Source organism: Streptomyces sp. NPDC091972 (genome assembly GCF_044756385.1).
Lineage (GTDB): Bacteria > Actinomycetota > Actinomycetes > Streptomycetales > Streptomycetaceae > Streptomyces.
In genome coordinates this window covers 49,360-61,732 of the sequence record NZ_JBIVSV010000023.1, presented here as the reverse complement: position 1 = coordinate 61,732, position 12,373 = coordinate 49,360, and the positions used below count along the sequence as shown (strand labels likewise).

The following is a 12,373-nucleotide window of genomic DNA, read 5'->3' as shown; positions in this document are numbered from 1 at the left end:
CCTACACACCTACAACCACCACCGCTGCCACACCGCACTCGGCGGCCACCCACCGATCAGCCGCGTGAACAACGCTGCGGGCCAATACACCTAGGGCCTGTCCGACAATTCCCGTCCTAGGGCCGGAGGGTGACGAGGCTCGGCCCGTTGAAGGGCGCGTGGCACGTCACCGTCGCGGGCGTCCGCAGCCCGTCCTCCTCCGCGAACAGCTTCCGCACGGCGTCGACCGACACCTCCCCGCTCACCACGGGCGCCACCCGGTCGTACAACTCCCGGGCGTGCGGCGGCAACGGCGTCCTCGGCTCCCCCTCGCCCCACACATCCCACAGCAGCGTCTCCACCTTGTTGAGCGCGGCGAGGTCGAGCCGTATGTTCCCGGCCACGAAGCGCTCCCCGAAGAACGGCCCCTCCGCCGGCGGATGCAACCCGAAGGTCTCCTGGTCCGCCAGCTGCGCGTCGGCCAGCAGCCAGCCCCGTCCCTCGTCCCGGTACTCGGTGACCACGTGGTCGCCGTGGAAGCCGGCCGGCCCGAAGTAGTCGGCGAACCCGGACCTCAGCCGGGCCGGGACGCCGGCATGGCGCAGCAACGAGACGTGCAGCAGCGCGAAGTCGCGGCAGGTCCCGACGAACCGGTCGCCGGGTTCGCGCCGCACGGTCAGCGGGGCGTCGTTGCGGTCCACGACGATGCGCAGGACGGCGGGATCGCGCGGCAGCCCGTCGTAGAGCCGGACGAGGTCGCCCGGGTCGGACCGGTGCACCTCACCGTGTCAAATGTCCAGGAGGCGGTCGTACGGTCGGGGGCGGCTCTCACGGGGCGCTGCCCAGGGTTTCCAGCAGATGCTCGAACCGGGCCCGCCACGCGCGCTCCGTCTCGCCCTCGCCCTCGTACTCGTGCGTGAAGCGCAGGACCGCCCCGTCGTCCCCGTCCCGCTCCAGATGGAAGCGGACCCGGCCGCCCCGCTCCAGCGTGTACTCGGCGACCCGGTCCACGTCCCACGCGGTGACCTGCCCCTCCCCGAGGCCCGGCAGCACGACCGCGCCGCCGAGCCGGGGTTCGAGCGCCTCCACCCCGGTCCACCAGGCGGCGAGCCCCTCCGCGCTGGCCACCGCCGGCCAGACCGTCTCCATCGGCGCCGGCAGACGCACCAGGAAGTGCAGCACGCGGGTGCTGCCGTGGGTCTGGCTGCTGCCGTGTTCGACGGAACCGGTCATGCCTCCAGGGTCACCCGGAGCCCCGCGTTCCGCACGTGGTCAGACGCCGGCGTACGAGTGCTTGCCGGAGACGAAGATGTTGACGCCGTAGTAGTTGAACAGCCAGCAGCCGAAGGCGAGCATCGCCAGGTAGGCGGCCTTGCGGCCCTTCCAGCCGGCCGTGGCGCGGGCGTGCAGGTAGCCGGCGTAGGCGACCCAGGTGATGAACGACCAGGTCTCCTTGGGGTCCCAGCCCCAGTAGCGGCCCCACGCGTCGCCCGCCCAGATCGCGCCCGCGATGATCGTGAACGTCCACAGCGGGAAGACGGCCGCGTTGACGCGGTAGGCGAACTTGTCGAGGCTCGCGGAGGCCGGCAGCCGGTCGAGGACGGAGTTCGCGAACCGGCCGGGGGTGCCACCGGTCGCGATCTTGTTCTCGTAGCTGTCCTTGAAGAGGTACAGGATCGTGGCGACCGCGCCGACGTAGAACACCGCGCCGCAGAAGATCGCGGTGGAGACGTGGATGTACAACCAGTACGAGTGGAGGGCGGGAACCAACTGGTCGCTGGCGGTGTACAAGACGGTGACGGCGAGACCGAGATCGAGGAGGACCGTGGTGACCAGGAACAGCCCGAGCCAGCGCACGTTCTTCTTCAGGGCCAGCAGCCCCAGGTACACGGCGACGGCCACCGTGGAGAAGGTGATGTTGAACTCGTACATGTTGCCCCAGGGCGCCCGCTCCACCGAGGCCGCGCGGGCGATCACGCCGCCGAGCTCGACGAGGAAGGCGAGCACCGTCAGGGAGATGGCGATACGCCCGTAGAGGTCGCCCTGCTCGTCCCCGCCGTGCGCCCCGGGCCCGTCGGGCACGTCCCGCGCCCCGGCCGCCGACCGCACCACGACCTGCGGCCGCTCCAGTACGGCGGTGCTGCCGCCCTGGTTGACGGTGACGGCGGGCGCCTTGGATGTGGCCTTCGTGCCGGCGGTGAGCGCGGCGGCGGTGCGGCCGACCTTGCTGCGGCTGCCGAAGAGCCATTCGGCGATGTACGCGAAGAAGGCCAGCGTGTAGACGGCCATGGAGGAGTAGATCAGCGTGTTGCTGATGTTGGCGAGGTGCTCGTTGGTGGCGGTGGCGAGAGTCACTTCTCAGGCCTTTCGGCAGGGATGACTTGAGGATCGTCGTTCGGCTGCGGGTCGGTGGGGGCTTGTCGCGCAGTTCCCCGCGCCCCTGAGTGGGTCGACTCGGCCGGTGTTTGCTCGTACAGCACTCCCGCCAGCTCGCCCAGTTCCTCCGGCAGCTTCGCGGACTCGCTGCGGCCGAGGCCGGCCATCTCCACGACCGTCACGCCGTCCTCGCCGCGCACCGCCCGCACCCACACCCGGCGGCGCTGGATGAACAGGGACGCGGCGAGGCCGAAGATCGCGGTGAGGGCGCCGCCGAGGGCCCAGCCACTGGCGGGCTGCTGGACGACCTGGAAGTTCGCCCACTGCTTGGTGCCCTCGTAGGTGACCGAGCCGGCGCCGTTCGGGAGCTGCATGGTCTCGCCGGGCTTCAGGTTCTCCCTGAGCTCCTGGCCCTTGGCGTCCTTGAAGTCCTTCACATGCGACTTGTCGAGCTGGTACACGCTCTGCGGGATGCCCGAGTCGACACCGAGGTCGCCGTGGTACGGCGTGAGGTTGAGCACCGGGTTGAGCAGCGCGGGGAAGGTCGAGGCGGTCTCGCTGCCCTTGGTGTAGGTCGGCAGGAAGAAGGCCGAGATCCCGAGCTGCTCGCTGACGCCCTTGGCGTTGCGGTAACCGTCGAGGACCTTGATCACACCGGTGGAGGTGACGTTGGAGTCCAGCGGCAGCAGGGCGACCGCGTCGTGGAAGACGACGTTGCCCTTGCCGTCCCGCACGGTGATGAGGGGGGCGTAGCCGTGGGCGGTGAGGTAGACCTTCGCGTCGCCGATCTCCAGCGGCTCGTTGACCTTGACGAGGGTCTTGCGGTCCTTGCCGTAGGCGCCCTCGCTGTAGGTGATGGCCGCCTGGTAGAGACGCGGGGTGCCCTTGTTGGGGCCGGTGGTCTCGTAGGTGCCGGTGAACTTGTCCAGGGTGAAGCTGAGCGGCACCAGGTCGCCGGTGTCGAAGAGGTTCCCGGACTTGAAGTCGTCGTACTGGGTGAGGGTGTTGGAGAAGCCGTCGCCCTCGACGACCAGCTTGTTGCCCTCGGACTTGAAGAGCTGGCCCCAGGCGAAGGCGGTCAGCATCACGATCAGCGCGATGTGGAAGGCGAGGTTGCCGACCTCGCGGAGGTAGCCCTTCTCACCGGCGACGTTGTCACCGGCGAGGTGGGCGCGGAAGCGCCGCTTCTTCAGCAGGGTGAGCGCGGCCTCGCGGACCTGCTCGGGCTCGGCCCCGGTGCGCCAGGTGGTGTAGGCGGGCAGCCGGGTCAGCCGCTTGGGCGCGCCCGGCGGGCGGCTGCGCAGCTGCCCCACGAACTGCCAGGTGCGGGGCACGATGCAGCCGATGAGGGAGACGAACAGCAGGATGTAGATCGCGGAGAACCACACCGAGCTGTAGACGTGGAAGAGGCCCAGCTTGTCGTAGACGTCCCCGAGGGTGGGGTTCTTCTTGACGAAGTCGGCGACCTTGGTGGCGTCGGTCCCGGTCTGCGGGATGAGCGAGCCGGGGATCGCGCCGAGCGCCACCAGCAGGAGCAGCAGCAGCGCGACCCGCATGGAGGTCAGCTGGCGCCAGAACCAGCGGGCCCAGCCGATCACCCCGAGCGACGGCAGGTTCGGCGCGGACTCGGCGGGCGCGGTGGACAGCTGGGAGCCGGCGGCGCCGAGGTCCTGGTCGCCGACGGGGGCGTCGGGGGTGTCGGGTGCGGTCTTGCTCATGGATCAGATCCCCACAGTGAAGCCGGCGGACCAGGACTGGACGTCCTGCACGAGGCGGTCCCACGCGCCGGTCAGCAGCAGCAGCCCGGTCACGATCATCATGGTGCCGCCGATGCGCATGACCCATACGTAGTGGCGCTTGACCCAGCCGAAGGCGCCGAGCGCCTTGCGGAAGGCGACCGCGGCGAGCACGAAGGGCACCCCGAGGCCGAGGCAGTAGGCGACGGTCAGTATGGCACCGCGGCCCGCGCTGCCCTGCTGGGAGGACAGGGCGATCACCGAGGCGAGGGTCGGGCCGATGCAGGGGGTCCAGCCGATGCCGAACAGCGCGCCGAGCAGCGGGGCGCCGACCAGGCCCATAGTGGGCTTGTTGTGGAAGCGGAACTCCCGCTGGGTCATCCAGGGCATCAGGCCCATGAAGAAGACGCCCATGAGGATCATGAGGACGCCCAGCACCTTGGACAGCACGCCCTGGTTCTCCTGGAGCGTCTGGCCGAAGTAGCCGAACAGCGCCCCGCTGGAGACGAACACCGCGGTGAAGCCGAGCACGAACAGGGAGGCGCCCGCGACCATCCGGCCGCGCCGGGCCTCGGCCAGATCGGTGCCGGTGACGCCTGTCACGTACGACAGATAGCCGGGGACCAGCGGCAGGACGCACGGGGAGAAGAAGGAGACGAGGCCGCCGAGGACCGCGATGGGCAGGGCGAGGAGCAGGGCGCCGTTGAGGACGGTGCCGTTGTAGCCCGTCTCGGCGGCGAGCGTGGCGACTGCGCTCACGTCACTTCTCCGCGAGGACCGGGTCGATCATCTTGCGCAGCTTGCCCTCGCTGAGCGCGGCCAGTGAGCGGGCGGCGATCTTCCCGTCCCGGTCGATGACCAGCGTGGAGGGCACGGCCTGCGGGTTGAGGGTGCCCTTGGCGAAGCGGAGCATCAGCTTGCCGGTCGGGTCGTACAGGCTGGGGAAGGTGATGCCCATGTCCTTCTCGAAGGCGCGGGCGTTCTGGATGCTGGTGTCGCGGGTGTTGACGCCGACGAACTGCACGCCCTTGCCCTTGAGCTGCTTGTAGACCGCTTCCAGGTTGGGTGCCTCGGCCCGGCAGGGGGCGCACCAGGAGCCCCACATGTTCAGGACGACGACCTTGCCCTTGTAGTCGGCGACGTCGAGCTGTCCCCCGTCGACGGTCTTGCCGGACAGGTCGGGGGCGGCGCCCCGGTCCCCCTGCTCGGCCGTGGAGATGCCGTCCGCGCCCATGATGAAGTTGGTGTCGCCGCCTCCGCCCGAGGTGCCGCCCGAGCCGCACCCGGACAGGGTCAGCGCCGCGGCTGCGGCACCCGCGCTGAGCAGGGCGGTGCGGATTCGGGAGCGACTACGACTGGCGGCACTCATGTGAAAAGTTTCGCATGCCCGTTCCGGGGATCTTGGGCACCCCCCTTGCGGGCGGAAACCCGCATTTCAGGCAGCGTTCGAGGAGGAGGAAGAGGAGGGTGTCGAGGGTGCCTTGAGGAACGTGTTCCAGCCACCCGCCGGCTTCTGGCCGACGTCGAGCGTGCGCAGCTTGGCGAGCACCTCCGGCTTCTGCACGTCCATCCAGTCGACGAACTGCCGGAAGGAGACCATGCGGACGTCGGCGCCCTTCTCCTTCTCCCGCGCGATGTGCTTGAGGGCCTGCTCCACGGCGTCCATGTAGATGCCGCCGTTCCAGTGCTCGAAGTGGTTGCCGACGAAGAAGGGGGCGCGGTTGGTCTCGTAGGCCCGCTGGAAGCCGGCGATGTAGGCCCCGGCGGACTGCTCACGCCAGGCCGGGTAGTTGTGGGCCGGCGCGTTGGTCGAGTTGATCGACTGGTTGGCGAGCATGTTGTAGTCCATGGACAGGACCTCGAAGCCGTGACCGGGGAACGGTATCTGCTGAAGCGGCAGGTCCCATATGCCGTTCTTCTTCCCGGGCCAGACCTGGCGGCCGCCGGGCGAGGAGGCGTCGTAGCGCCAGCCGAGCTCGCGGGCGGTGGGCAGCAGGTTGTCCTGGCCCAGCAGACAGGGGGTGCGGCCGCCGACGAGTTCCTTGTCGTAGTCGAAGGGCAGCGCGGGCAGGTCGGTCCAGCCGGTGTTGGTGCGCCACTCCTTGACGAAAGCTTTCGCCTGCTGGATCTCGCTCTTCCACTGTTGGGGCGTCCAGTTGCCGACGGTGCCGTAGCCGGAGCAGAAGTGGCCGTTGAAGTGGGTGCCGATCTCGTGCCCCTCGAGCCAGGCCCGGCGGATGTTGGTCAGGGTCGCCTTGACGTGCTCGTCGGTGAGGTAGCCGATGTCCGAGGCACCGCGGGGGTTGTTCGGGGGGTCGTAGAGCCGCTTCTTCGACTCGGGCAGCAGATACAGCCCGGAGAGGAAGAAGGTCATGTGCGCGTCGTGCTTCCTGGCGAGGTCGAGGAAGCGCGGGAAGAGGCCGTTGCCGACCTCGCCGGCGCCGTCCCAGGAGAAGACGACGAACTGCGGCGGGGTCTGGCCGGGCTCCAGCGGCACCGGCTTGCCGGGCTGGTGGGGCTGCTTGCCGGTGAAGGAGGTGGAACCGTCGCCGATGGGGCGCACGGTGACCGGCTTCTTGGTGGGCGAGGCGCTGGGGGCCGAGGTGTGGGTCACGCCGTCCGACCCGGTGGGGGTCCCGCACCCCGAGAGCCCCACGGCGGCCGCGGCACCCGCGCCGAGCCCGAGTGCTCCCCTTCGGCTGACAGTGCGCATGCTTCCCCGATTCGTCACGTTCTCCGGTGGTCACCCAGTCAGAGGACGTGAGGAGGGGGAAGGTTCCGGCGATATGTGCGGATCCGGTAACAGGGACGCGCCCCGCAAGGGGTGCGGGGCGCGGACAGGTGCGGCTCCGCCGCGCGGGCGCGACCAGCCACGACGGCGCCGCAGCTCCCCGCGGCCCTCCTGCCCGGTCCCCCGCGGAGCGCTACGCCCCGAACGCCTTGCTCTTGCCCTTCACCGGCTTGGCCCCGGCACGGAGATGCACGGGCACCAGGTCGATCGCGGGCTCGGAGTACCCCACGGACACGATCCGGTCGCCCTGGTACGTGAAGGACGTGAGGGAGGCCAGCGTGCACTGCCGCTTGCGCGGGTCGTGCCACAGCCGCCGCTTCTCGACGTAGGACCGCACGATCCAGATCGGCAGCTGATGGCTGACCAGGACGGCCTCGTGCCCGCGCGCCCGGTCCCTGGCCGCGTCCAGCGCGCCCTTCATCCGGACGACCTGGTCGATGTACGGCTCGCCCCAGGACGGCTTGAAGGGATTGACGAGGTGCTTCCAGTTCTCCGGGTTCTTCAGCGCACCGTCGCCGACGCCGAAGGTCTTGCCCTGAAAGACGTTCTCCGCCTCGATGAGCCGCTCGTCGGTCGCGAGGTCGAGGCCGTGCGCCTTGGCGATCGGCGTGGCCGTCTCCTGCGCCCGCTCCAGCGGGGAGGCGCAGACATAGGTGACGTCCCGGGGGGCGAGGTGCTCGGCGACCCGGTCGGCCATCTGCCGGCCGAGCTCGGAGAGGTGGTAGCCCGCGAGACGGCCGTAGAGGACCCCGTCGGGGTTGGCGACCTCGCCGTGCCGCATCAGGTGGACGACGGTGATGTCGCTGTTGCTGGGGGTGCTCATGCTGCCGTGGCCTCCGCCGCCGCTCGGGCCGCCGCCGGGAGGGCGTCGGCGATGCGCTGAACCGCCTGGTCGTCGTGGGCCGTGGAGACGAACCACGACTCGAAGGAGGACGGCGGCAGGTAGACGCCGTTCTCCAGGAGGGAGTGGAAGAACGCGGTGAACCGGAAGGACTCCTGCGCCTTGGCGTCCTCGTAGTCGCGCACCGGCCGGTCGGTGAAGAACACCGAGAACATGTTGGAGGCGGTCTGCACGGTGTGCGCGACGCCCTCCTTGCCGAGCGCCTCGGAGACCAGCGAGCGGATCTGCTCGGAGACGGCGTCGACCTTGGCGTAGGCCGCGTCGTCGAGCAGCCGCAACTGGGCGAGGCCGGCGGCGGTGGCGACCGGGTTCCCGGAGAGGGTGCCGGCCTGGTAGACGGGTCCGGCGGGGGCGAGGTGGGCCATGACGTCGGCGCGACCGCCGAAGGCGGCGGCCGGGAACCCGCCGCCCATGACCTTCCCGAAGGTCATGAGGTCGGGGCGGACCCCGTCGATGCCGTACCAGCCGCTCCGGCTGGTACGGAACCCGGTCATGACCTCGTCGGAGATGTAGAGGGCGCCGTTCTGCGCGCAGGCGTCCTTCAGCCCCTGGTTGAAGCCGGGCAACGGCGGCACGACCCCCATGTTGCCGGGCGAGGCCTCGGTGATCACACAGGCGATCTCGCCGGGGTGCCGGTGGAAGGCCTCGTGAACGGCCTCGAGGTCGTTGTACGGCAGCACGATCGTGTCGCCGGCCTGGGCGCCGGTGACGCCGGGGGTGTCGGGCAGCGCGAAGGTGGCGACACCGGAACCGGCCGCGGCGAGCAGCGAGTCGACGTGACCGTGGTAACACCCGGCGAACTTGATGACCTTGGTGCGGCGGGTGAAGCCGCGGGCGAGCCGGATCGCCGACATGGTGGCCTCGGTCCCGCTGGAGACGAGCCGCACCTGGTCGACGGGCTCGACCCGGGCGACGATCTCCTCGGCGAGCGCGACCTCGCCCTCGCCGGGGGTACCGAAGGAGGTGCCCTTCGCCACCGCTTCCTGGACGGCGGCGATGACCTCGGGATGCGCGTGCCCGAGGATCATGGGGCCCCAGGAGCAGACGAGGTCGACGTACTCCCGCCCGTCGGCGTCGGTCAGGTAGGGCCCGGTGCCGGACACCATGAAGCGGGGGGTGCCGCCCACGGCACGGAAGGCGCGGACCGGGGAGTTCACGCCGCCGGGCGTGACGGCGGACGCGCGGTCGAACAGGGCCTGCGAGACAGGCGCCTCGTATGAATAGGGCAATTCACTCATATCCTGCGACTACTCCGACCTTCTCCGGTTTGTTCGGCTTTCTCGACTCCGTTGCCGGTGACTACCTCAGGGTAGGCCAGCCCTCGCAACCCCCCGGCGCCCCGCGATCTGCGAAACTGGATGCAGATACACACAGCTCACGGAGACGATGGCGCGCAGTCGTGTGTTCAGGGGCTGCGAAGATCCTGCGGACAGGTGTTTCAACGCACGTTTCGGCGGGCGGCCGTGGGGGAGGTCACTGACACGATGATCGGGTTGCGCGGCGGGGCCTGCGCGTCCTAGAAAAGCAGTCGGGTGGAGATATGCATCGCGGTGGCGGACTGGGCGAGGGGACTGACGACCTGGGTCCTCGACGTGCCCGGCGGGGAAGGCACCGGCGCGAGGCGGAGGAAGCGGCCGAGACACGTCAGGGACGCGGTGCTCCGGGCACCCCGGATGAGTCGGAACGCGACGAGCGACGTATCGAACGTCGTATCGATCCGTTGAGGGCGGGAAGCAGGAATGGTGGTCGGGTGGGGGTGACGTACAAGTACTTCGGCGCGCCCGACGGCGCGACCGCGGCCCGGGTCCCGATCTCGATGCGCCCCGAGGAACTCGGCGGCGACGAGCTCGGGATGAACGGCATGTTCACCAAGATCAAGCCGGAGACCATGGCGGCCATGGTCCTCACCGGCATCGAGGGCGTCCCCCTGCACAAGGTCCCCCCGCTCGAACTGGTCGTCCTGCACCCCGACTACGCGGTGGTCAAGCTCCCCATGACGGTCGTGGACCCGCTGCGCGGCATAGGCGAGGAAGCGGTCGGCGCGGCGGCGTTCATCTGGTCGACGGTCCCGGACCGGGGCGGCCCGCGGGACGCGTTCAACGTCTACCAACTGCTGCACGAATGGCAGGACTTCAGCCACCGGTTGCATGAGGCGGGGCATCAGCCGTATTGCCTCGTGTGGCCGTGACCTGGGGTTTCGGTGGTTTCGGGCGGGGTCTTCGGGCCTCGCCCTTTTTGGTGCGGTCGTCTTCCGCTCCCCGCCTCGGGTTCCCAGCGGCGCTCTAACACTGGCCTCAGGTTGGCCGGGGACAATGAGCCGCAAAAACATCGACGGGAAGGGGGCGGGCCGGGCGTGCGGATCATGATCGCGGATGACGAGGCGGCCATCCGGGACTCCCTGGAGCGGGTGCTCCAGGTCGAGGGCTACGACACCAGCACCGTCTCCAACGGTCTCGCCGTGCTCGACGGGGTCGGCGCGGCCGGCGGGGACACGCTGGATCTGCTGATCCTCGACGTGATGATGCCCCGCCTCGGCGGGTTGGAGACCTGCCGGCGGTTGCGGGCCGCGGGCCGGGATCTGCCGGTGCTGATGCTGACCGCCCGCGACCAGGTCTCCGACCGGGTCGCGGGGCTGGACGCGGGCGCCGACGACTACCTGCCCAAGCCGTTCGCCACCGAGGAGTTGCTGGCCCGGGTGCGGGCCCTGCTGCGCCGGCGCACGCCGGCCGACGAGGAATCGCAGATCCTGTCGTTCGCCGACGTCCGGCTCGATCCCGACAGGTTCGAGGCGTGGCGGGGCGGGCGGTCGCTGCACCTGACCCGGACCGAGTTCTCCCTCCTCCAGGTCCTCGTGCGCAACGCGACCCGGGTCGTGACCCGTGAGGCGCTGTTCGAGGCGATCTGGGGCTGGGGCATGAGCTCCACCGCCAACAACCTCCAGGTGTACGTGAGCTACCTGCGCCGCAAGATGGAGGCCGAGGGCGAGCCGCGCTTGATCTACACGCTGCGCGGCCTGGGATACACGTTGCGGGAGACCCCTCCGTGATCAGGCCCGCCGGACGGGAACCGCGCCGGCTGACCCGGTGGTGGCGCCGGCGGTCCCTGCGGACCAGGCTGACGGTGATCGCGGCGACGGCCATCGCGGTCAGCGTGTTCGTGGCCTTCCAGGTGGCCAGCGAGCTACTGGACCGGGAGCTGCGGAACACCGCCGAGGAGCAGCTGCGCGCCGACTCCCGCGTCCTGGCGGCGGACGCGGAACGCGCCGGTCCGGCACACCTCCGGCTGCCGCCGTATCCCGGATCGGGTCGGCTGGTGCGGGTCGTCCTGCCCGACGGCTCGACCCGGACGCCGGCCGGCCAACCCTCGCTGCCCCCGGTCAGCGAGCACGCCGAGCGCGTGGCGCGGGGCGCGTCGGCCGACCTGATGGAGTCGAACGACAGCGACGAGGACGGCTACCTCGTCTACACGCTGCGGGCGGGCGACGGCGCGGTCCAGGTGGCCCACGTCGTCGACGACAGCCCGATCAACCGGTTCGGGGCGGGCATGCTGCTGATCGGGCTGCTCTGCGTGGTCGGCGGTGCCCTTGTCGGGCGGACCGTGGCACGGGCCGGGCTGGCACCGATCGACCGGCTGACCGCCGCCGCGGTACGGGTCGCGGACACCCGGGATCTCGACGCCGACATCCCGGACGAGGGCGGCGGGGAGATCCGGCGGCTGATCCGGTCCATCAACGACATGCTCGCCGCGCTCCGCGACTCCCGGCGGGCCCAGCGGCTGCTCGCCGAGGACGCCGCCCACGAGCTCAAGACCCCGCTCACCAGCCTGCGCCTCAACGCCGAGCTGCTGATCCGGCTCGATCGGCGCGGCACCCTGGACAGCGCGCTGCCGGCGGAGAGCCGGACCCGGCTGCTCAGGGATCTCGGCGCCCAGGTGGACGAGTTGAGCACCCTCGTCGCCGAGCTGACCGACCTGGCGCGCGGTGACGTCAGCGACGAGAGCACCGAGGTGCTCGACCTCGCCGACGTGGTGGTGGCCGCCGCGGCCCGGGCACGTTCCCGCGTGCCCGACGTCGAGATCGCGCTCGACGTGACCTCGGTGTGGGTGAGCGGGCGTCCCGCCGCGCTCGAGCGGGCGGTGCTCAACCTCATCGACAACGCCGGCAAGTGGTCCCCCGGGGACCAGCCGGTCCAGGTCCGGCTCCGTGCCGAGGGCACGTCGGCGGTGCTCGAGGTCGACGACGCCGGGCCGGGCATCGACGCGGCCGACGTACCGCGGGTGTTCGACCGGTTCTACCGTGCCGACAGCGCCCGGGCGTTGCCGGGGTCCGGTCTGGGGCTGTCGATCGTGCAGCGGGTCGTCGACGCCCACGGCGGCCGGACCGCCGTCGCCCGCTCCGCTCGCGGTGGCGCCCTGCTTCGGATCGACCTCCCGGCCGCGGCCCCGCCCACCCCGATCGCCCGCCCCACCACCGGGGAGGACCCCGCGGGGTAAGGCACAGCGGCCTTCGGCCATGGCCCGCCCGGCCACCGCCGGGGACGACCCCACAGGGTGCCGACCCACCCGGCGACTCGGCGCAGGACAGAGGACGGC

Annotated in this window: 12 protein-coding genes; 3 read left to right on the top strand and 9 right to left on the bottom strand. The window is 70.6% G+C overall.

The genetic code is table 11. From position 1 onward, the window contains the following. Positions 1–116: 116 nt before the first annotated feature. The 9 genes from ACIQJT_RS40505 to hemL all read right to left on the bottom strand — a co-directional run bounded on the left by ACIQJT_RS40505 (position 117) and on the right by hemL (position 9,021). Positions 117–758, bottom strand: a complete 642-nt coding sequence (locus tag ACIQJT_RS40505) for a transglutaminase-like domain-containing protein (protein WP_402650474.1) — start codon at positions 756–758, stop codon at positions 117–119. 49 nt (positions 759–807) lie between these two features. Beyond that, on the bottom strand, positions 808–1,212 hold the full coding sequence (locus ACIQJT_RS40500) for an SRPBCC domain-containing protein (protein ID WP_402650473.1): 405 nt from the start codon (positions 1,210–1,212) through the stop codon (positions 808–810). A 39-nt stretch (positions 1,213–1,251) separates the two neighbouring features. Beyond that, on the bottom strand, positions 1,252–2,334 hold the full coding sequence (gene ccsB, locus ACIQJT_RS40495) for a c-type cytochrome biogenesis protein CcsB (RefSeq protein ID WP_365461959.1): 1,083 nt from the start codon (positions 2,332–2,334) through the stop codon (positions 1,252–1,254). Further along, positions 2,331–4,073 (bottom strand): cytochrome c biogenesis protein ResB, encoded by a 1,743-nt coding sequence (locus tag ACIQJT_RS40490; protein WP_365461957.1) that lies wholly within the window; start codon positions 4,071–4,073, stop codon positions 2,331–2,333. The genes ccsB and ACIQJT_RS40490 overlap by 4 nt, the downstream gene beginning before the upstream one ends. A gap of 3 nt (positions 4,074–4,076) precedes the next feature. Continuing rightward, positions 4,077–4,850 carry a cytochrome c biogenesis CcdA family protein gene (locus tag ACIQJT_RS40485; RefSeq protein WP_053848239.1) on the bottom strand — a complete coding sequence of 258 codons (774 nt, stop codon included), beginning with the start codon at positions 4,848–4,850 and terminating at the stop codon, positions 4,077–4,079. 1 nt (position 4,851) lies between these two features. Further along, positions 4,852–5,460, bottom strand: coding sequence for a TlpA family protein disulfide reductase (locus tag ACIQJT_RS40480; RefSeq protein ID WP_402650472.1), 609 nt, complete (start codon positions 5,458–5,460; stop codon positions 4,852–4,854). 66 nt (positions 5,461–5,526) lie between these two features. After that, positions 5,527–6,804 carry a hypothetical protein gene (locus ACIQJT_RS40475; protein WP_402650471.1) on the bottom strand — a complete coding sequence of 426 codons (1,278 nt, stop codon included), beginning with the start codon at positions 6,802–6,804 and terminating at the stop codon, positions 5,527–5,529. Positions 6,805–7,015: 211 nt separating this feature from the next. Next, positions 7,016–7,705 carry a histidine phosphatase family protein gene (locus tag ACIQJT_RS40470; protein WP_402650470.1) on the bottom strand — a complete coding sequence of 230 codons (690 nt, stop codon included), beginning with the start codon at positions 7,703–7,705 and terminating at the stop codon, positions 7,016–7,018. After that, complete coding sequence (hemL, locus tag ACIQJT_RS40465) at positions 7,702–9,021, bottom strand: glutamate-1-semialdehyde 2,1-aminomutase (RefSeq protein WP_053848243.1); 1,320 nt, start codon at positions 9,019–9,021, stop codon at positions 7,702–7,704. The genes ACIQJT_RS40470 and hemL overlap by 4 nt, the downstream gene beginning before the upstream one ends. Before the next feature lie 302 nt (positions 9,022–9,323). Here hemL and ACIQJT_RS40460 point away from each other — a divergent pair, with 302 nt between their 5' ends. The 3 genes from ACIQJT_RS40460 (at position 9,324) to ACIQJT_RS40450 (ending at position 12,274) form a co-directional block, all read left to right on the top strand. Then, positions 9,324–9,971: a hypothetical protein gene (locus tag ACIQJT_RS40460; RefSeq protein ID WP_078959859.1), complete on the top strand. Its 648-nt coding sequence runs from the start codon at positions 9,324–9,326 to the stop codon at positions 9,969–9,971. 165 nt (positions 9,972–10,136) lie between these two features. Further along, positions 10,137–10,829 carry a response regulator transcription factor gene (locus ACIQJT_RS40455; RefSeq protein ID WP_402650469.1) on the top strand — a complete coding sequence of 231 codons (693 nt, stop codon included), beginning with the start codon at positions 10,137–10,139 and terminating at the stop codon, positions 10,827–10,829. Then, complete coding sequence (locus tag ACIQJT_RS40450; RefSeq protein ID WP_402650468.1) at positions 10,826–12,274, top strand: ATP-binding protein; 1,449 nt, start codon at positions 10,826–10,828, stop codon at positions 12,272–12,274. The genes ACIQJT_RS40455 and ACIQJT_RS40450 overlap by 4 nt, the downstream gene beginning before the upstream one ends. The last annotated feature ends 99 nt before the right edge of the window (positions 12,275–12,373 follow it).